Annotated in this window: 16 protein-coding genes and 1 other RNA gene; 13 read left to right on the top strand and 4 right to left on the bottom strand. The window is 43.5% G+C overall.

The window, feature by feature from the left end:
• The first annotated feature begins 315 nt into the window (after positions 1-315).
• The 4 genes from EYR97_RS20790 to EYR97_RS20805 all read left to right on the top strand — a co-directional run bounded on the left by EYR97_RS20790 (position 316) and on the right by EYR97_RS20805 (position 4853).
• A complete protein-coding gene (locus tag EYR97_RS20790) occupies positions 316-693 on the top strand; it encodes a hypothetical protein (protein WP_131095674.1) in 378 nt (125 codons plus the stop codon).
• A gap of 75 nt (positions 694-768) precedes the next feature.
• On the top strand, positions 769-3312 hold the full coding sequence (secD, locus tag EYR97_RS20795; protein WP_131095675.1) for a protein translocase subunit SecD: 2544 nt from the start codon (positions 769-771) through the stop codon (positions 3310-3312).
• A gap of 44 nt (positions 3313-3356) precedes the next feature.
• Positions 3357-3707, top strand: an RNA gene (rnpB, locus tag EYR97_RS20800) — RNase P RNA component class A.
• 186 nt (positions 3708-3893) lie between these two features.
• The gene (locus EYR97_RS20805) at positions 3894-4853 is read left to right on the top strand and encodes a DMT family transporter (RefSeq protein ID WP_131095676.1); all 960 of its coding nucleotides are present in this window, start codon (positions 3894-3896) and stop codon (positions 4851-4853) included.
• 7 nt (positions 4854-4860) lie between these two features.
• On the opposite strand, the gene EYR97_RS20810 is transcribed toward EYR97_RS20805, so the two are convergent.
• Positions 4861-7737 (bottom strand): ATP-binding protein, encoded by a 2877-nt coding sequence (locus EYR97_RS20810; protein WP_131095677.1) that lies wholly within the window; start codon positions 7735-7737, stop codon positions 4861-4863.
• Between the two features lie 2 nt (positions 7738-7739).
• Positions 7740-8915 carry an ABC transporter substrate-binding protein gene (locus EYR97_RS20815; protein WP_131095678.1) on the bottom strand — a complete coding sequence of 392 codons (1176 nt, stop codon included), beginning with the start codon at positions 8913-8915 and terminating at the stop codon, positions 7740-7742.
• A gap of 312 nt (positions 8916-9227) precedes the next feature.
• Between EYR97_RS20815 and EYR97_RS20820 the strand changes: the two genes are divergently transcribed.
• A complete protein-coding gene (locus EYR97_RS20820; RefSeq protein ID WP_131095679.1) occupies positions 9228-9731 on the top strand; it encodes an exonuclease domain-containing protein in 504 nt (167 codons plus the stop codon).
• Between the two features lie 29 nt (positions 9732-9760).
• Here EYR97_RS20820 and EYR97_RS20825 read toward each other — a convergent pair whose 3' ends face one another.
• Together EYR97_RS20825 and metK are read right to left on the bottom strand one after the other, a co-directional pair.
• Positions 9761-10231, bottom strand: coding sequence for a hypothetical protein (locus EYR97_RS20825; protein WP_131095680.1), 471 nt, complete (start codon positions 10229-10231; stop codon positions 9761-9763).
• A gap of 307 nt (positions 10232-10538) precedes the next feature.
• Positions 10539-11684, bottom strand: coding sequence for a methionine adenosyltransferase (metK, locus tag EYR97_RS20830; protein WP_131095681.1), 1146 nt, complete (start codon positions 11682-11684; stop codon positions 10539-10541).
• Between the two features lie 467 nt (positions 11685-12151).
• On the opposite strand from metK, the gene tkt reads away from it, so the two are divergent.
• From tkt to EYR97_RS22565, 8 genes are all read left to right on the top strand, one after another.
• Positions 12152-14143 (top strand): transketolase, encoded by a 1992-nt coding sequence (gene tkt / locus EYR97_RS20835; protein WP_131095682.1) that lies wholly within the window; start codon positions 12152-12154, stop codon positions 14141-14143.
• Positions 14144-14162: 19 nt separating this feature from the next.
• Positions 14163-15173: an erythrose-4-phosphate dehydrogenase gene (gene epd / locus EYR97_RS20840; protein ID WP_131095683.1), complete on the top strand. Its 1011-nt coding sequence runs from the start codon at positions 14163-14165 to the stop codon at positions 15171-15173.
• A 147-nt stretch (positions 15174-15320) separates the two neighbouring features.
• Complete coding sequence (locus EYR97_RS20845; RefSeq protein ID WP_131095684.1) at positions 15321-16496, top strand: phosphoglycerate kinase; 1176 nt, start codon at positions 15321-15323, stop codon at positions 16494-16496.
• A 266-nt stretch (positions 16497-16762) separates the two neighbouring features.
• On the top strand, positions 16763-17659 hold the full coding sequence (locus EYR97_RS20850) for a fructose bisphosphate aldolase (RefSeq protein WP_131095685.1): 897 nt from the start codon (positions 16763-16765) through the stop codon (positions 17657-17659).
• A 251-nt stretch (positions 17660-17910) separates the two neighbouring features.
• Positions 17911-18225: a hypothetical protein gene (locus tag EYR97_RS20855; RefSeq protein WP_131095686.1), complete on the top strand. Its 315-nt coding sequence runs from the start codon at positions 17911-17913 to the stop codon at positions 18223-18225.
• Between the two features lie 219 nt (positions 18226-18444).
• Entirely contained in the window at positions 18445-19530 is a 1086-nt protein-coding gene (locus tag EYR97_RS20860) for an efflux RND transporter periplasmic adaptor subunit (RefSeq protein WP_131095687.1), read from the top strand.
• A gap of 9 nt (positions 19531-19539) precedes the next feature.
• Positions 19540-20445, top strand: a complete 906-nt coding sequence (locus EYR97_RS20865) for an efflux RND transporter permease subunit (protein WP_258313274.1) — start codon at positions 19540-19542, stop codon at positions 20443-20445.
• A partial coding sequence (locus tag EYR97_RS22565; protein ID WP_258313275.1) for an efflux RND transporter permease subunit occupies positions 20426-20680 on the top strand: 255 nt, incomplete at its 3' end. The genes EYR97_RS20865 and EYR97_RS22565, both read left to right, overlap by 20 nt.

Here is a 20680-nt window from a genome sequence, read left to right on the forward strand (position 1 = left end):
CTGACGTTTGCGGTACGTTTTTGCAGTCGTAAAGCAAAGGTGAAAAGGGTGTTTAACGTCTGTTTAATAAGCCGCGTGTCAGCATAATATTTTCATCAAAACAAAAGCCATTAATGATTGTATTGGGAAAATAAATTAACGCCATACCTCAGCAATGATGTACACTATTTAAGCTTGTTGGAAACGTAAGAGCTTCCCTTTGATTTTTCTTTTGTTTCCTCGCGGGTCTGAGGAAAGGGGCTGAAGCGCGGGGTTTGTACCAAATGCGCTTTAATCACACTTGACCTTTAATACGCTATTTTTGACGGATTGTTTTTGAAGCCAGCTACACTGTCGACCAAAATACCCTCATACATGCCGCTGTTTTTGGCATGGGTGTTGTCGTGTCTGATACTCAGTGCAAGCTTCCAGCACAGCCAAATTTCCGATAACGAATCGGTTACCAAGCAATCTCCACTTGCCCAGTTTAACCACTCCGGTAGCAATTACTCACTGCGCTTTAATGGCATTAAATTAAATGCCAAAGACAATGCACTAGAAGATAACGATAGCCCATTAGGTTTGCTGTCTAGTCTAATACCTAAAATCATTGTCGTTACCAGCAATGCGTTGCCTGAATGGCTACATCAATTCAGCGGTTTAGAACCTCGCTATAGCCAAAGGCCACGAGCCCCCCCTATTTCACTGAAATAAAACACAAAATGATATTTTGACTGCACGCGGTGTTGTGCGTCGGTCATGCCTTTTATTTATTTCAGAGAACATAAAATGACACGATTTTCATTTCGTGGCCTTGTGTATGTGTTGGTTGTTTTATTCGGCCTTCTCAGCGCAGCGCCCAACATATTGCCACAAACGCTAAAACAACAACTACCGAGTTGGTATACATCACACACACTCTCTCTTGGTCTGGATTTACAAGGGGGGTCTCATTTACTGTTGGCAGCTGATACTGACGCACTTTTCAAAAAGCAGTTGGATGGCTTTACCAACGATGTTTTTAGCGCGTTACGTGAACAAAATATTCGCTACAGTAAAACACACAGTGCCGATAGCAATGCAGTTGCCTTTACCTTGCGCGACAGTGAACAGGGGCGCAAAGTCAAAGAAATTGCTTATACGGTTACTGCGCAGCCATCGGGCTCCAGCGCCCTTGATGTTGATATTAACGATGCCAATATCACCCTTAAACTCAGCGAGCTTTACACGCAAAGTTTGCTAAAAGATGCGTTAAATAGAAGTGTTGATGTAGTAAGAAAACGCTTGAATGAAACAGGGCTAACAGAGCCAAGCGTAACACTACAAGGCAGTGATGCCATTCTTGTTCAAATGCCCGGTGTATCCGACCCCACACAAGTCAAAAAGCTGCTAGGTACAACAGCACAAATGACATTTCATTGGCAAGTTAATAGCCAATCAGGGCAGTCCATGACCAAACAAGATGACAGCGGAAAAGTCTACCAGCTTGAACAGAGAGTCGCTCTTGAAGGTGAGCATATCACCGATGCGGCGGGTGTATTGAGCAACGAAAATGGCCAGCCAGTAGTTACCTTTCGACTAGATAATGTAGGCGCTAAACAGTTTGCCACCATGACGCGAGACAATATAGGACGCGTTCTTGCCATTGTTCTTGATGATAAAGTGGTTACCGCACCCGTTATAAACAGTGTTATTCCTGGCGGACGGGGAGAGATTACAGGGAATTTTACATTACCTGAAGCATCGAACGTTGCCTTGATGTTACGTACAGGAGCATTACCTGTTCCACTTTCTATTATTGAAGAGCGTACAGTAGGGCCAGACCTAGGTAGCGATGCGATTCAAACCGGCATTGAAAGCGGACTGGCAGGTGGGCTTCTGGTGCTTGCTTTTATGGTCGTTATTTATGGACGTTGGGGGGCAATTGCGAGCTTAGCACTGTGTGTGAATATGGCGTTGGTTTTCGGGGCGCTTACCTTGTTTGGTGCAACACTCACGCTACCAGGTATTGCTGGGCTAATTCTCACCATGGGTATGGCAGTGGATGCCAACATTCTTATTAATGAACGCATTCGTGAGGAAAGTAAAAAAGGCCGCCCCGCAACAAGCGCTATACAAGTTGGCTTTGAAAAAGCCTTTGCCACCATTGTCGACTCTAACTTTACGACGCTTATCGCAGTGAGTTTGTTATTCATGTTTGGCAGTGGGCCAATAAAAGGCTTCGCCGTTACCATTGCTATCGGGCTTGTTTCTTCTGTGTTTACTGCGGTTGCATTGACTAAAATGCTAATGCTAAGTGTGGCAGGGCGCAAACAAGTAGACATGCGTGATCGAACACCTTTGACATTTTCTTCACCGCTATTGCGCTTAAGTGACAAGTTGAAAGGGATTAATTTCCTCGCCAAACGTCGCCTTGCGCTGGCTATTTCTATTGTGCTAACTGTGTTGTCAATTGGACTATTTGCAAAGCCGGGGTTGCACTATGGCGTGGATTTTACCGGCGGGACCTTAATTGAATTAACGGCACCAAAGTTATCCACTGACGCGCTTCGTGACGTTATTCGAAGTAATGGATTTGAGCAAGTAAGTATTCAAGAATACGGTAGTGCACATCACTATTTACTTCGTGCACCTGTATCTACAATGAAAAGTAATGAGGTGGCTACAGGGGCTAACCTATCACAAACTGATCAGCTTAAACTGGCAATTTCAAGCGCCGATGCAAATGTAAGCTTTGATAAAGTTGATATGGTAGGTCCTAAAGTAAGTGGTGGCTTTGCTGAACTGTCTATCTTGGCACTACTTATAGCAGGTGCGGGTATGCTGATTTACCTGTGGTCGCGGTTTGAAGCGCACTTCGCCTTGGCTGCACTACTTACTGTAGTTCTTGATTTAACGAAAACGATTGGCTTTTTTGCACTGACAGGTATTGAGTTTAACCTCACTGCCGTGGCTGCACTGTTGGCACTTATTGGTTATTCCATCAACGACAAAGTAGTGGTGCTAGATCGCATTCGGGAGCTTATCAGACTTGATGCCGCAAAGCCGCTTGGCGAGATTATCAATAGTGCCGTGAACAGCACGTTGAGCCGAACGGTTTTCACCTCGGTAACAACCTTGCTTGCTTTACTTCCAATGGCGCTGTTTGGCGGAGATGCCGTGGCAAGCTTTGCTTTACCCATGGTGTTTGCGGTAATTATAGGTACTTCTTCAACCTTGTTTATCACATCAACACTGCTTTATTTACTTGGGAAAAGACGCCAAAAGCGCGGTAAAGCACAGTTGAAGCCAACATCAGAAGAAATAAAGGCCTCATTGGCGCATATACCTTAGGTTATCGCTATATTGCGGTGTGTTTTTCATGTAGAATGCGCCGCGGAGTTGGCCAGGCAACCGCCGCTTTCATCAGAAAGGGGAGGAAAGTCCGGGCTCCAAAGGGCAGGGTGCCAGATAACGTCTGGGCGGCGTGAGCCGACGACAAGTGCAGCAGAGAGAAGACCGCCTAAGCATGTTTACATGCCGGTAAGGGTGAAAGGGTGCGGTAAGAGCGCACCGCACCTCTGGTAACAGAGTGTGGCAAGGTAAACTCCACCCGGAGCAAGACCAAATAGGATCCCTTAACGTGTGGCCCGCATGGGGATCGGGTAGGTTGCTTGAATCAGTGAGTGATTGCTGATCTAGAGGAATGGTTGCCCACGACAGAACCCGGCTTACGGCCAACTCCACCTTTTGTATGTTAAGCGACGCTTTTCATCATACTTCTAACTCTCTTCTTATGAGTGCTTCTTAAAAAGCTCCACTCAAGTGCGTCTAAACCGTCAATTCATGTGTCTGTTCTGCTAAATACATTTATAAACCTGCGTGTATTATTTCACTATGAACTTTCATAGCAAGTCTCAACTTTCACAAAACGGATGAATATAGTGAACACGCAAAGCAGTACAAAGGGTACCTTGGCTATCGTATTGGCCAGTTTCTTATGGGGGACTACGGGAACGTCAGCCCAGTTTGCTCCGGATATTAGCCCACTTGCTATTGGTGCTTTTGCTATGGGTGTTGGTGGCATTTTGTTGTGTTTAAGTGCTATGAAAGCACTAAAAAATGATGCGCCAAGGATACAAGATCAACCACTTAATTTTTTGCTAGGTAGTTTATGTGTAGCAATTTACCCACTAGCTTTTTATAGTTCTATGCGGCTTTCCGGTGTAGCTGTAGGTACCGTGGTTTCTATTGCTAGCGCCCCACTTTTTGCCGCAATTTTTGAATACACGCTCAGTAAGAAATCAGTTTCACTACAGTGGTTTCTTAGTTTTATTTTAGGTGCGTGCGGCATAGGATTATTGGCGTTAGGCAAGGCGCCAAGTGAAGCTATAATCGACAATGAAAGTGACAACATGATAGGTGTAATACTCGGATTAATTGCGGGTGCTACCTATGCAGGTTATTCATGGTCAGCGAAAAGGTTTATAGATTCTGGCATAAATTCACGCTCAGCAATGGCCGGTTTATTTGGTGGCGCCGCCTTACTGTTATTACCTTCACTGTATTTTACGGGAACACACCTGTTTAGTTCGGCGGTTAACACTTCTGTGGCGGTTTACATGGCTGTTGTTCCAATGTTCATAGGCTATCTACTCTTTGGGTATGGACTGCGGACCATTCATGCGAGTAAAGCCACGCTAATTACACTTATCGAGCCATTAGTTGCTACTTTGTTCGCAATATTTCTAATTGGTGAGTCTTTCAAATCAATTGGTTGGATAGGTATGTTGCTGGTTTGTATTTGCTTAATCATCCAGTCAGTGAAGTTGCCCTTTTTTAACAGGAATAAATTGCCCAGAAAACGTACGTGTCACAGTGAGTCAGTTAGCTAGGACTTACTTATATCACGGGGTAGGGGTCTGTATCATCGTTTATGCAAGACCAGTATTCGACTTTTTCAATCAGGTCTTCTGCCTCAAAGGGCTTACTCAAGTAGTCATCCATTCCCGCGTTTTTGCACTTTTCTTTATCTCCTTTCATGGCATTAGCCGTAAGGGCAATAATAGGCACTTTGATATAGCGCTCACCCGCTTCACCCTGACGAATTCTCTTAGTGGCTTCAAAACCATCCATTTCAGGCATTTGGCAATCCATCAGTACAACATCAAATGTCACTTTGGTTTGGCTAAGCGCTTGTATTGCTTCTTTTCCTGTCATAGCACTTAATGTGGTGTAGTCTGCTAAGTGTTGCTTGGCAATAACTTGGTTAATCTCATTGTCTTCAACAATAAGTACTTTGTACTTTTTATGGGGTTGCGATTTTAATAGAGCATGGCTTTTAGTCGTGTTTATTTCTACTTCGTCTGCCACCTCAAATTCTACTGAAAAAGAAAATGTACTCCCTACTCCTTTTTCACTGTTTAAATGGATACTCCCACCCATCAATTCACAGAGTTGTTTGCTGATGGATAACCCTAGCCCAGTACCGCCAAATTTTCGTGTGGTAGATAAATCTTCTTGAGTAAAAACATCAAAAATATTGGCCTGCTTTTCAGGCGCAATACCTATACCTGTATCTTCGACACTGCAGTTAAGTACAAGTTTTTTATCGGGTTGCTTTTCAATGTGAGTGGTAACTTTAATACTTCCTGTATCAGTAAACTTAATTGCGTTGCCTAAAAGGTTAGAGAGTATTTGCCTTAAGCGAACTTCGTCGCCTTTAATGAAGTCATGGCCTTGTAGATCGTTTGAAAATAGCAGTTGTAAGCCTTTTTCTTCACAAATAATGGCATACTGACTTTCTAAATTGTTTAATGTAGTGCGAATGTCAAACGTGAAGTCCTCAACTTGCATTTGACCTGCTTCAATTTTTGAAAAGTCTAGAATGTCATTCACGATATGTAGCAAGCTTTGTATGCTGAATTTCGCCAAAGACAGGTAGTGGGCTTGGTCTTCTGATAACGGGGATGATTCAAGTAATTGAAGTACGCCAGATATTCCATGAATGGGTGTTCTTATCTCATGGCTCATACTGGCTAAAAAGCTAGATTTTAGGCGAGCCGATTCTTCTGCTTTTTCTTTTGCGTCATTCAAATATTGTTCGGTTTGATGCTGCTGAGTAACGTCTTGCTGAAATCCAATGTAGTGTGTGACTTCTCCATCAATAGAAACAGGAGTTAGATTAAGTCTGTTGTAAAAAGGTTGTCCGCTTTTCTTATAATTGAGTAATGTGATATCGATAGGAGCCCTGTTTTTAATGGCTGTTCTCACTGCCTCTATGGCCTCGCAATCAGTTTCAAGACCTTGCATGAACTTACAATTTTGCCCAATTATTTCATTTTTTCTATAACCGGTTAGTGCTTCAAATGCGCTGTTAACGTATACAACGGGTTGGTCGCTTTTTGTAACGTTAGAAATGATAATTGAAACGGTCGCTTCTTCTATAGCGTGGTTGAGTATTTTTACATTACTTTCAAGTGTGCGTCTTTGTGTAACATCACTACCCACATAAATAGAACCTTGTGAAGTGCCGTGGGAATCAATTAGCGATGTTTTTGTCCATCGAATATAAGCTTTTCCATTATCGCTTTTGGCGAAATGAGTAAGCTCATCACTTTGTTTTGAAGACAGTCGCTGCAAGATAAATTGCAACGTATCATCGTGACTACATTCTAGTGAATCACAGAAATTACTGTAACGTTTATTGCATAGTAATACGTTGTTGCGTTCATCAACTACGAAGAGCATGTCGCCTATTGATTCGAGAATGTTGGAAAATTGCTCTTTTGAAATAGAGACGTTTGTGAGGTCATTAACCAACTTGTCAAACGCCTGTCTGATATTGATTAGTTCTCTTGCGTCATCTTGTTTTCTGCTTTTATGTAAAGTAGGTTGACCATCAATTTTCGATTTTATGTCTTTGTACAAATCTAGAAGTGTACTTTCAGCCATAAGTGCCGTTAGCGTGAGCATATGCCATGTAATGAAAATAAAGCCTATAATCATGATCAGTAAAACAACACCAATCCATACCGCTTGAAGCAGTATTTCACTTTTGGGCTTCAAACTGAAAAGTGTCAGGTTTTGCCATTTCTTACTTTTGATTAAGTAGTTACCGTGATCAAAATTCTTTATGTTAGAACTCGGAGGAATGAGGGAAACCTCGCTGCTAAAAAGTACTCTATCTTCACTATCGGTAACTAATTGATTGGTTAACCTCGGATAAGGCGCAAGGAGAGATTGTAAACTGTCAACGTACATGACAAGTGCTCCCTCCGCTACACCTCTTATTAAAATCGGAACACTGATAATGACGCCATTGTGCGATATTGAAGAGTGCGGAATTGATGCACCCAGAGTGTATTGTCTCCATTCAGCATCAAGGAAATTGGGGATCTGTACGGTCCAATTTTTATCAATAATTTTGTTACCTGCATAATCAAAAAGCGCAAATTCAACACGCTTAGCTTGGGTCAAACTCAAAGAGCGAAAAAACATAGGCAAATAATTATCACGTTGCTCAAAATCAATAAGCGCATTAATGATAATATCGTTGCCAGCTAAATCGGCTAGCTGTCGAGTGGTGTCTCGAACAACGAAAGACAAGTTTTGCTCAAGATCACTTATTGATTGTTGTTGTAATTTATTGGCTTCTTTGAAAATAAAGTAGAGCGTGACGGAAAAGAGTACTATTGAAACTGTTACTATTAGCACCAATAGTCTAGGTAATGTACTTGAGATGAGAAGCGTTCGAAGCCGCGGCGGCACTGTCTGCATGCTCAGTTACCTGAATATACTAGGTCGCCCAGCTCGTTAAATCGCGTCATAAAGTAATCCTCTGACCATAAAGCATCATGCTTGTTTTCCGTAAAAGGTGGAGCGTAGTTTTTTACAACACCTTCATAATAGGGTATGGACTCTAGCGCTTCACGCAAAGCATTGATGTTAGTACTATTGGCTTGCTTAGCTGCGTTTGCGATTAAATGTGTTAAATCATAGGCGTGAGCAAGTCCCGTAGTAGCCTTAATTGATGTAGTATCGCTTGCGCCATATTTTTCTTTATACTTCATGAATAAACGAGATGCCTTGTTGTTCTTTTGCCGATCAAAATGAAAGGTTTGAAGTACCGATAGGTTAAATTGATGAATAGGTGTTGAAAGACGTGACGCCAAATTGCCCGACGCAATTCCCCAATGAGAAATCACCGGGAATGATGTTAATTTTTGCTTAGCCATTTCGTTGAGTACAACAGAGCCTTCAGGGGCATTGGATACAAGAATAATCGCTTCTGTGTTATTTCGTTTAATAGCACTAATGTCTTCCGAAAAATCTGTTTGTTGCCAATTTATCCAATGAACAGAGCTAATTGACACCTTTTTTTCATCAGCCGCCTTTTGTAAAGCGATTAAATTAGACCGACCCCATCCAGTGCGTTCTAACACTAAAGCCAGAGATGTATAGCCTTGATTAATAGCGTGTTCGACCAATACAGGTGCCGCTTCAGAATCTCTTACCGAAATTCGAAAGACATTGTTGGGCGAATACCCATTGTCAATGATAGGCGTACCTGCTGCCCAAGGAACGAGCATTAGAGCATCAAACTTATGTATGGTTTCGATTTCCGCAAGTAAAACGGGGGTGTGTACACCACCAACAATGGCCAGAAGGTCGTCTCGTTGACCGAGTTGCTTGATATTATCAATACCTCTTGCTGGATTGCCACGATGATCAAGCGGAATTATTTCAACGGGCCTACCCAGAATACCACCTGCAAGGTTAATTTCTTCAACGGCGAGTTCTACTCCACGTTTAATTGCTGTTCCTCCTTCTGCGGCGACGGCAGAAAAATCTGCATCAATACCGATAATAATAGGTACACGACTTTGCTGGGCGTTAACTGATGTTAAGCTTAGAAATACTGTGAAAAAGAAAAAAGAAAAACGTCTGACAGCCATAGGTAATAGAAATCCGTGAACACGCTTTAGTGTATAGCAAAGAGAGTTTGTCGTTTAGGTTAGTTATATATTCTTTAGTATAGTGCGGGTTTCGATATCGGCAATTCTAGGAAAAATAATTCGAATTCAATAAAGTTAAAAGTGGCATGATTCTGTCATTCCATTGTGTTTGTTATTTCGGCACTCCCCATGAGAGATGGAGCGATACTAGCGGTAAGCAAGTTAGTAAAACGCCCTAATCCATGCGGTAGTAGGAAGTAGCTGGTGGCCAGTAAAACAGTGGTTCACGGCAATAATTGGATTGGAGAATGCGTGCAAAAAAATACTCTGCCAACCATTCTAGATGTTGAAGCGAGTGGGTTTGGTGCAGCAAGTTACCCGATAGAAATTGGTGTTGTGCGCTATGATGGTGCAAAGTGGTGTAAACTAATTCGCCCTTTCGATGATTGGGTACATTGGGATAAGAAAGCAGAAGCGTTGCATGGCATTTCATTGGAAATGTTAAATACTCATGGTGTCGAGCCTGTTAGAGTGTGTAGAGAGCTCAACAGTTTTCTTGGTAATACTATTGCATATAGTGATGGGTGGGTGGTAGATAACCCTTGGTTGATTAAACTTTATGCCGCGGCACAAATCGACATGTCATTTTCATGCCGTGCGTTAGAGTATATTCTTAAGCAAGGGCAAATGGATATATGGCATCAAGAGAAAAATAGATTAGCAAAAGAGCTAGATACACGACGTCATAGGGCGAGTGCTGATGCGCTTCTTATTCAACAAACATATGCACATACACGTTGCTTATCACAGAAATGAAAAGCAGCTCAATGTGCACGGTTATACCATCAAAATACGTAGTTAACTCCCAATGAGAGTGCCGTGTTTTCTTCTCTTCCCATTTGTCTATGTTCAAGCTCAACAGCCATATTAAACCCTTGATTCTGCCCTAATAGCCATCCCATACGTGTAAAAGTGCCAACATCGCTTGGAATATAGAGCCACTCTGCATAATGTTGAAATGCGGTGTTATTTGTTTTGTGCACGGCGTAGACTTTTTGAGGGACTAAGGTGTTAAATTGCCTACTAGCGCTAACTATGTTTTGTGAGCCAGTGGAATAGGTAAAACTACTATCGTAACGATGAGATTCTGTCGTCGACAGACGCCGAAAGTGGCTTTTAATCTGCCACTCTGTGACTTTTTTGCTTTTAAAAGAAATTGGGCTGAAATACGTATTGCCAACGTCCGCGCTAATACTAAATGGCAATAAGCTCAAAATAATGATAAGCAAACTAAAATGTACTTTACTTGATTTCATAGTATGTAACCCAAGCAATAAGAGCATGTTGGCCTTTACAATGAACACCAAGGCCGTGATTTAAAGTCATGTCGGGATACATCTGGCTTGAACTGCGCATACCGAAAAGCTCGTCTCATCATTTAGCATAGTTGCAAATAGCAATTCACGAAAATAAATTGGTTGAGTTTTTATACTTCTGCGGAGCTGCCCATTAAAGATAAATAGGCTTTAGAGAATATAATTTAGAGAGGATTATGCTTATTAGTGTGTTGTCATTGGCGATATACAGAAGTGCATATCGCCAATAATATTGAGGTGCAGTGTACTAGATAGATGCTTTAAGCGCTGCTGCTTTATCGGTTGCTTCCCATGGGAATTCATTGCGTCCGAAGTGGCCGTAGGCCGCTGTAGGACGATAAATTGGACGTTCAAGATCAAGCATCTGAATCAGACCGTAAGGACGTAAATCAAAGTGCTCACGTACAAGTGCAACTAACGTTTTTTCATCAACTACACCAGTTCCGAAGGTATCGATACTAATTGACGTAGGCTCTGCAACACCAATAGCGTAAGACACCTGAATTTCACAGCGCTTAGCAAGACCTGCTGCAACAATGTTCTTAGCTACATAACGACCCGCGTAAGCTGCGCTGCGGTCTACTTTTGATGGATCTTTACCTGAGAATGCACCGCCACCGTGACGTGCCATACCGCCGTAGGTATCTACGATGATTTTACGACCAGTTAGGCCGCAGTCACCCATAGGACCTCCGATTACGAAACGACCTGTTGGGTTGATGTGAAAGCGCGTGTTAGCGTCAATCCACTCAGCAGGAATAACCGGTTTGATGATTTCTTCCATTACCGCTTCGCGAAGGGTTTCAGTGCTCACTGAGTCACAATGTTGTGTCGACAATACAATGGCATCAATACCCACAGGCTTGTCATTTTCATACTTGAAGGTAATCTGACTTTTGGCATCAGGACGCAACCAGTTCAACTTACCTGACTTGCGTACTTCGGCTTGCTTTTGTACCAAGCGGTGAGAGTACGTAATTGGAGCAGGCATTAGTACGTCAGTTTCGTCACTGGCATAACCAAACATAAGACCTTGGTCTCCAGCGCCTTGTTCTTCCAAACTCTCGCGGTCAACACCTTGGTTAATATCAGGTGATTGTTTACCAATAGCATTCAATACAGCACACGAGTCTGCATCAAAACCCATATCTGAATGGGTATAACCTATTTCTTTTACTGTGTTGCGGGTAAGCTCTTCAATGTCTACCCATGCTGAGGTCGTTACTTCGCCGCCCACTAACACCATACCGGTTTTTACGTATGTTTCGCAGGCCACCCGAGCACGGGGATCTTGTTCTAAAATAGCGTCAAGTACCGCATCTGAGATTTGATCAGCAATTTTGTCCGGATGTCCTTCAGATACAGACTCGGAAGTGAATAAATGCGTGGCCATAAAAGCTCCGTAAACATTAAATTATCAAATTAGTCGTATAGTGTACCAAAACAAGTTATAAATACCAGTCTTTACTTCTAGACGTCTAAAAGTCTCTTTGTTCTGATTGTTACGAATAGTTGACATAACCCAATTATTATTAGGGTTAAATTGATGTAGAACGAAGAGAAAGTTGGATGATGAATTATCGGCAGTGATTATTGGTTAATAAATTAAAATGACTATTTTAAATTTACTTTCAATAATGGCAATGAAAACTCATTGAACTGAAAGGTGGCATAGGTAAGAATACCCCCACATTCAAAAGTGCCGAGAAGTAAAGCTTGAGCAGATTATTGATGTCTTCCATTTAGCATAAATAATTGCCCGCTGAGCGAGCCATTATTTATGTATAATTGGTATGTCTGCCTGCTCACACCAATTTATCACAGTGGTACAACTAGAAACGAATTAAATCAGGAGACAACATGCCCTCTCGTCGTGAACTCGCCAATGCAATCCGTGCATTAAGCATGGACGCTGTTCAACAAGCTAAATCTGGTCACCCAGGCGCCCCAATGGGGATGGCAGATATTGCCCAAGTTTTGTGGGGTGATTTTTTATCTCATAACCCTGCGAACCCGTCTTGGGCTAACCGCGACCGCTTTGTGCTGTCAAACGGCCATGGCTCTATGCTGTTGTACTCACTTCTTCATTTGTCAGGCTATGAGCTACCAATTGAAGAGTTAAAGAACTTCCGCCAATTGCATTCTAAAACACCGGGGCACCCTGAGTATGGTTATGCTCCTGGTGTTGAAACCACTACAGGTCCATTAGGTCAAGGCATCAGTAACGCAGTAGGTATGGCGCTTGCTGAAAAAGTATTGGCGGCGCAGTTTAATCGTGACGAACACAATATTGTCGATCACCACACCTACGCATTCTTAGGTGACGGCTGTCTAATGGAAGGCATTTCACACGAGACGTGCTCACTAGCGGGTACGCTAGGCCTTGGTAAGCTTATTGCGTTTTGGGATGACAACGGCATTTCAATTGACGGTGAAGTGGAAGGCTGGTTTACAGACGACACACCAGCGCGTTTCAAAAGCTACGGCTGGGATGTGATTGAAGGCGTCGATGGTCATGACGCTGAGCAAGTAAAAGCGGCTATTGAAAAGGCGCAAGCGAATACTACTCAGCCTACATTAATTTGTTGTAAGACCACTATTGGTTTTGGTTCTCCAAATAAAGAGGGCACAGAGTCTTGTCACGGTGCACCGCTTGGTGAAGATGAAATTGTTGCTACACGTGAAAAGCTTGGTTGGAGCCATGGCGCATTTGAAATTCCAGAAGACATTTACGATGGCTGGAATGGTAAAGACAAAGGCGCGGCAGCAGAAAATGCGTGGAACGAGGCTTTTGCTGCGTATGAAGCTGCTTATCCTGAGTTGGCAGCAGAGTTTAAGCGTCGTGTAAATGGCGAATTGCCTGCTGATTTCAGCGAAAAGGCCGATGCAATAATTGCTGAGCTTCAAGCCAACCCTCAAAACATTGCTTCACGAAAAGCGTCGCAAAATGCACTGAATGCATTTGGTCCTTTACTTCCTGAATTATTAGGTGGTTCTGCTGACCTTGCTGGTTCTAACCTGACTATTTGGGAAGGCAGTAAAGGCGTTGAAGCAAACGATGCATCAGGTAACTACATCTACTACGGTGTACGTGAATTTGGTATGTCTGCCATGATGAACGGTATTGCCCTTCACGGTGGCTTTAAAGCATACGGTGCAACCTTCCTAATGTTCATGGAATACGCACGCAATGCGGTACGCATGGCCGCATTAATGAAGCAGCCTGCAATTTTCGTTTACACCCATGACTCAATTGGCTTAGGTGAAGACGGCCCAACGCACCAGCCGGTAGAGCAGGTGGTTGCGCTACGTGCAACGCCTAACCTTGATAACTGGCGCCCGTGTGACCAAGTTGAGTCTGCTGTGTCGTGGAAGTCTGCTATCGAGCGCACTGACGGCCCTACAACGTTAATCTTTACCCGCCAAGGTCTTGCGCAGCAAGAAAGAACAGCACAGCAAGTGGCTGATATTGCCAAAGGCGGTTACGTGCTGAAAGATTGCTCTGGTACGCCAGAGCTTATTCTCATCGGTACAGGCTCAGAAGTACAGCTTGCGGTAGAAGCGGCAGCGAAACTTACCGAGCAAGGTAAAGCGGTACGCGTTGTATCTATGCCATCAACCGACGTATTTGATCGCCAGTCTGCTGATTACCGTGAAAGTGTTCTGCCTTCAAGTGTTGTTAAGCGTGTTGCGGTAGAAGCATTGTCGAAAGACAGCTGGTACAAATACGTAGGCTTTAATGGCGCTATTGTGGGTATGGATACCTTTGGTGAGTCTGCACCTGCAGGCGACCTTTTCAAGCACTTCAACATTACCACTGACGCTGTAGTAGAGGCTGCACTGTCTCTGTAAGAGGTAAATAAATAAGCCTATGGTAAATATTGCCATAAATGGGTTTGGTCGTATTGGTCGCAACGTTTTGCGCGCACTTTATGAAAGTGGGCGCAATAACGAATTCAATGTTGTGGCCATCAACGACATTGCCAAGCCCGAAGGCATCGCACATTTACTTAAATACGATACCGCCCACGGGCGGTTCCGTTTTGATGTGGCCTTAGAAAATAACACACTCACCGTAGCTGGTGACGATATTACACTGCTTGCTGTTAGTGATATTTGCGATTTACCCTGGAAAGAACTTGGTGTGGACATTGTGCTGGAATGTACCGGCAAATTCGACGATAGAGTGTCGGGGCAAGCTCACTTAGACGCAGGTGCTGGTAAAGTCTTGTTTTCGTCGCCAGGGGCACCCGATTTAGACAATACCGTTATCTTTGGCACCAACGAAGACACGTTGACCAGTGAACAAAAATTAGTCTCTAACGGCTCGTGCACCACAAATTGTATCGTTCCAGTTATCCAAGCGCTCGATGCGGCCTTTGGTGTTGAAAGTGGCACGATTACTACTATTCACGCGTCTATGCATGATCAGCAAGTTATCGATGCCTATCACGAAGACCTGCGTCGTACCCGTGCTGCAAGCCAATCAATTATTCCTGTCGATACACGTCTTGCCGCCGGTATAGAGCGCATTCTGCCTAAGTTTGCGGGTAAGTTTGAAGCCATTGCAGTTCGCGTTCCCACTATCAATGTGACGGCGATGGATTTAAGTGTGACGTTAAATAGTAAGGTAACTATCGAACAAGTAAACCAAGCTCTTCGCAACGCCAAAGCCGGTCGACTACAGGGTATTTTGGACTACACCGAAGAGCCATTGGTATCGGTAGATTTTAATCATGACCCACACTCGTGTATTGTAGATGGCACACAAACAAGGGTCAGCCACAAGCAGTTAGTCAAAACACTGGTGTGGTGTGACAATGAATGGGGTTTTGCAAACCGTATGCTCGACACAGCTAAAGTGATGTTCGACGCAAAGTAAGCATTGATGCTGCCAAGGGTTGGTAGCACCAGCCCGCGCAGCTTTCACAGTTAATTTGAGTGTGCATCATCGAGATGAAAGAAAGTATTTTCTTGCACTATTTTGGTGAGCGCTCTCTATACAATTTTAAATTAACAAGGAAAGACAATGGCAATTCCAAGTATGAGTGATTTGGCCTTAAACGGTCAGCGCGTATTGATAAGACAAGATTTAAACGTACCGATTAAAGACGGTAAAGTGACTTCTGATGCTCGTATCAAAGCATCAATTCCTACTATTAAAGCCGCACTTGATGCTGGCGCAGCCGTCATGGTGATGTCTCATCTAGGTCGCCCGACCGAGGGGGAGCCGGCCGACGAGTTTTCTCTTCAACCTGTTGTTGACTATCTTAATGAAGCGCTCGACGTACCTGTTAAATTGGTTAAAGACTATCTAAATGGTGTTGAGCTTAACGACGGTGAACTTGTTATTCTTGAAAACGTGCGTTTTAACAAGGGTGAAAAGAACGATGACGAAACCTTGTCGAAACAGTACGCAGCACTTTGCGATATTTTTGTAATGGATGCGTTTGGAACTGCGCACCGCGCGCAAGCATCTACTCACGGTGTAGCTAAGTTTGCACCAAAAGCTTGTGCTGGTCCGTTACTTGCTGCGGAACTCGATGCATTAGGTAAAGCGCTCGATAACCCTAAACGCCCAATGGTGGCCATTGTGGGTGGCTCTAAAGTATCGACGAAACTTACGGTGCTTAAGACATTAGCAGAAAAAGTAGATCAGCTTATTGTGGGTGGCGGTATTGCGAATACATTTATTGCTGCACAGGGGCACAATGTAGGTAAGTCATTGGTAGAAATGGACTTAACTGAGCAAGCAACGCAGTTAATGAGTGAAGCCCAAGCCAACGGTGGTAACATTCCAGTACCGACCGATGTTGTGGTGGGTAAGGCGTTTGACGAAAACACGGAAGCAACGTTGAAGTTAGTGTCTGATGTCGCCGACGATGACATGATTTTTGACATCGGCCCAGACTCGTCGAAAGCGCTAGAAGATATCATCAAAAACGCCGGTACCATTGTATGGAATGGCCCAGTGGGTGTTTTTGAATTTGAGCAATTCAGTGCCGGTACCAAGGCTTTGTCAGAAGCTATCGCAGCGAGCGAGGCTTTCTCGATTGCGGGGGGCGGTGATACACTTGCTGCGGTAGATAAGTACGGTATTGCTGATAAGGTATCGTATATATCCACAGGTGGTGGTGCGTTCCTTGAATTCCTTGAAGGGAAGACATTGCCAGCAGTGGCGGTATTAGAAGAGAAAAATAAATAACGTAGTTACAAAGAATAATAACAAAACTACGTTATAAACTGATAAGCAGACGCTGGTGTGAGCAAATCAATACCGCACTAGCGACTGTCTAAAAAATATAAAAAAGTACATGCGCTGCGTACATAACAGCATTTTTGGGCGCAGCGATTTAGTCTGAAAATCAGTCTAAAGCAATTTTATTGGCACTACACAGACGTTAGCCAATTCATAATTATAAACCCTACATCTGTCTACAGCAGGCAGTAACCTATAAAAGGAGTGTTGCAATGGCATCACAAGCTCAGCAAGCTATGCTGGATAAACTGAAAACGCAAACCGGTTTTATTGCAGCGTTAGATCAAAGTGGCGGTAGTACCCCAAAAGCACTACGTCTCTATGGCATTGAAGAGTCTGAATATAGCTCAGATGAAGAGATGTTTAATCTTGTACATGAAATGCGTACACGCATTATCACCAGCACCCCTTTTAGTGGCGAGCGCGTACTTGGCGCCATCTTGTTCGAAAACACGCTAGACAGAGAAATAGAAGGCCTTTCAACGGCACACTTCCTGTGGCAGAAAAAGCGCGTGATTCCATTTCTTAAAGTTGATAAAGGCCTAGCTGATGAAAGCAACGGTGTTCAGGTAATGAAACCAATGCCTGAACTTGACGCGCTGCTAGCTAAAGCCGTGGCGCAAGACGTTTTCGGTACTAAAATGCGCAGTGTAGTAAAGCTTGCCAACCAACAAGGTATTAAAGACGTTGTTGCACAGCAATTTGAAGTAGGCAAGCAAATTCTTGCTGCGGGACTAGTTCCTATTATTGAACCTGAAGTGGATATCAATAGCCCTGAGAAAGCGGAAGCCGAAGCATTACTTAAGCTTGAAATTCTTACCCAGCTAAACCTTCTTAACGAAGGTGAGGAAGTGATGCTTAAGCTAACATTGCCTACGCAAGCAAACTTCTACAAAGAACTCGTTGACCATCCGCGTGTGCTAAAAGTGGTTGCACTTTCAGGTGGATATAGCCGTGATGACGCGAATGCTAAGTTAGCTGAAAACCAAGGCATGATTGCAAGCTTCTCGCGCGCGCTAACTGAAGGCGTATCTGCAAAGCAGTCTGAAGAGGAATTTGAAGCAACACTAGATGCTGCCATTGAAAGTATCTATCAAGCGTCTAAATAATACACTTGTCGTTTAGCTAGAATATTTTAAAGCGCCCTTGGCTCAACAGCTTGGGGCGTTTTTCTTTTTTTAACTTTTTTCTATGCGCGCAAGCCTTTGCTTAAAGGTTCAATGTTCAATGTTCAATGTGACGTAAGTGCGTTATTTTGCGTCAGGCATCGCCTAATGTCGCTTGTCAAAAACACACCCTATGTGTAGCATAGCGACGCGTTTTTAAACTCTACTATTTTTAATTATCGGGTATATCTTAAGTGAGCAGTAAGCACTTCATAAAACAGCAATTATCATTTGCCATGATAATGCTTCTGTTTACCTGTGTACTTGGTCTTAAGCAAGGCTACAAGCCAATCTCTGATACACATCATTTTGATGTGTCGGTGACGGAGCTGGCTCTTGAATTTGAAGTTGAAGAAAACGCACAAAATGACACCTTTACGCCTGATAATATAGGCGTGGTGGAAGTCGCGTTTACATTGTGTAAAACGTTATTTCAGCCGCCATATACCAGTGTCATTCAATCCATTAGTTACATCACACCGCTTACCCGAGCACCTCCTCTGGCGTAAGACTTTTCGTCGATGTGTTTTTTATACGTCACAACCAGAAAAGTCACTTTCATTTGACATCTATTACATTAAAACCAGCTTTGCAAAAGCTGGCTAGGTCACGTGTTTCTCAATACTCAACAAACTAATTCGGTTTGTTGATTGTTAAAGCCCGTGAAAGGTCGCCGTGTCTGAAAGAGGGCAGGGACCATGGTTTTTCTTATCAAACGAATTTACATCATGAGCAAAAAAACACTTGTAGCAGTAAGTATCCTCACTGCAATGCTAAGCGGTTGTGGTCATCAAGAGCACGACACCCATCACGCAACGTTACAATTTGATGTGACGCATCCTATTCGGCAGGACACCACATTGGTTAAGCAATACGTCAGCCAAATTCATGCTATTCAACACATTGAAGTAAGAGCGATGGAAAAAGGATACCTGCAATCAACCTTCGTAGATGAAGGACAAACGGTTGAGAAGGGTGCGCCTATGTTCAAAATTATGCCCACGGTGTATGAAGCTGAATTGCGTAAAGCGGAAGCTGAGGCGCAAGCGGTATTTATGGAATTTAAAAACACCAAATCTTTGGTAGAGCAGAATATCGTTTCTCCCAATGAGTTAGCGGTAGTGGAAGCCGAATACCAAAAGGCGTTGGCGGAAGTGGAGCTAGCGAAAGCCCACTTGTCATTCACAGACATAAAGGCACCATTTACTGGAAAGATGGACCGTCTAGAAGCGAGAACGGGAAGTTTACTTGATGAGGGTGAGTTGCTTACCACCATGTCTGATTTAAGCCAGATGTGGGTGTATTTCAATGTGCCTGAAACCGAGTACTTAGACTACGCACAAAGTGGAAAAGCCACTAAAGATACCAAGGTGCGATTAAAGCTGGCTAACGGCAGCGTTTATCCGTACGAAGGGGTTATCGATACTATCGAAGCAGATTTCGACAATCACACGGGGACTATAGAAATGCGCGCATCGTTCCCCAATCCCGACCAACTTTTACGCCACGGACAAACCGGCAATATCTTGGTTGATGTTGACTTCCCAGACAGCTTAGTGATCCCACAAAAGGCCACGTTTGAAATTCTCGATCAAAGCTATGTTTACGTTTTAGACAATGAAAATAAGCTTGCTACTCGACATATTTCTATCAGTGCAGAGTTGCCTCACATGTATGTAGTTGAGGACGGTCTTAAAGAAGACGACATCATCTTAATTGAAGGTTTGCGCCGGGTTAGCAATGGCCAGCAGATAGAGCCAGAACTTATTTCAGCCAGTGACACATTAGCTGAACTGTCACTACACGCAGAATAAGGGGGCACTATGTTTGGTGTATTTATAAAACGTCCAGTAATGGCAATCATGCTATCGCTGATGATCATCTTTTTGGGTGTGTTGTCGGTATTTAGCTTACCCACCTCGCAGTTTCCTGATATCGCGCCGCCTCGGGTTTTGATTTCGTTGGCGTATCCTGGCTCAAGTGCAGACGTGTTGGTGAAATCCTCTTTGGTAACCATTGAGCGTTCAATCAACGGTGTACCAGGTATGAAGTACATTGTATCGGATGCGACCAGTGCGGGTGAGGCCACTATTCAGGTTATTTTTGACCTTGATGTTGATCCCAACCAAGCACTTATCAATGTTAAAACCCGGCTCGATCAGATAATGAACCGTCTGCCTCAGTTGGTGCAGCTTGAAGGGGTGGTATTGGAACGTGTTCAGCCGAGTATGCTCATGTATATCAACGTCTATAGTACGGATGAAGCAGCCGATGAAAAATTCTTGTATAACTACTCAAATATTAATCTTATTCCTGAAATTCAGCGGGTTAATGGCATTGCGAGCGCGAAAATTTTAGGTAGCAGGCAATACGCCATGCGTATTTGGCTTAAGCCTGACCGTATGCGTGCTTACAATATCTCGGTAGATGAAATAATGGAATCTATTGATGAGCAGAGTCTTATTGGTCGTCCTGGCCGTTTAGGACGAAGCTCTGGTATTACAGCGCAGTCAAAAGAGTACGTTCTTATTTATGAAGGGCGCTACGACGAGCCAGAAGAATACAAGAACATTATTATTCGTGCAGACAGCGATGGTCGCTTGCTTAAGCTCAGCGATATTGCCGACGTAGAGCTTAGCAGTGAGTTCTTCGATATCTACTCTAACAAAGATGGCTATCCCTCTGCGGCGATTGTTTTAAAACAAAACTATGGCAGCAGTGCAAAATGAAGTCATCGCGCAAGTAAAAGCGAAAATGGCGGAGCTTGAAAAAACTTTCCCCGAAGGTATGAAGTATGAAATTAACTATGACGTCTCTAAATTCTTAGATGCCTCGATAGAGCAAGTACTTCATACACTTGTGGAAGCGTTCATTCTTGTATCCTTGGTTGTGTTTGTATTCCTTGGCGACTGGCGTTCAACATTGATCCCATTGTTAGCGGTACCGGTGTCACTTATTGGTACA

The organism is Alteromonas sp. KUL42 (genome assembly GCF_006538325.1).
Lineage (GTDB): Bacteria > Pseudomonadota > Gammaproteobacteria > Enterobacterales > Alteromonadaceae > Alteromonas.

Bases quoted from the DNA above. Each gene is read 5' to 3' on its own strand.
- secD (WP_131095675.1), top strand. From the start codon at position 769: ATGACACGATTTTCATTTCGTGGCCTTGTGTATGTGTTGGTTGTTTTA.
- EYR97_RS20805 (WP_131095676.1), top strand. From the start codon at position 3,894: ATGAATATAGTGAACACGCAAAGCAGTACAAAGGGTACCTTGGCTATC.
- EYR97_RS20810 (WP_131095677.1), bottom strand. From the start codon at position 7,737: ATGCAGACAGTGCCGCCGCGGCTTCGAACGCTTCTCATCTCAAGTACA.
- EYR97_RS20815 (WP_131095678.1), bottom strand. From the start codon at position 8,915: ATGGCTGTCAGACGTTTTTCTTTTTTCTTTTTCACAGTATTTCTAAGC.
- EYR97_RS20825 (WP_131095680.1), bottom strand. From the start codon at position 10,231: ATGAAATCAAGTAAAGTACATTTTAGTTTGCTTATCATTATTTTGAGC.
- metK (WP_131095681.1), bottom strand. From the start codon at position 11,684: ATGGCCACGCATTTATTCACTTCCGAGTCTGTATCTGAAGGACATCCG.
- tkt (WP_131095682.1), top strand. From the start codon at position 12,152: ATGCCCTCTCGTCGTGAACTCGCCAATGCAATCCGTGCATTAAGCATG.
- epd (WP_131095683.1), top strand. From the start codon at position 14,163: ATGGTAAATATTGCCATAAATGGGTTTGGTCGTATTGGTCGCAACGTT.
- EYR97_RS20845 (WP_131095684.1), top strand. From the start codon at position 15,321: ATGGCAATTCCAAGTATGAGTGATTTGGCCTTAAACGGTCAGCGCGTA.
- EYR97_RS20850 (WP_131095685.1), top strand. From the start codon at position 16,763: ATGGCATCACAAGCTCAGCAAGCTATGCTGGATAAACTGAAAACGCAA.
- EYR97_RS20860 (WP_131095687.1), top strand. From the start codon at position 18,445: ATGAGCAAAAAAACACTTGTAGCAGTAAGTATCCTCACTGCAATGCTA.
- EYR97_RS20865 (WP_258313274.1), top strand. From the start codon at position 19,540: ATGTTTGGTGTATTTATAAAACGTCCAGTAATGGCAATCATGCTATCG.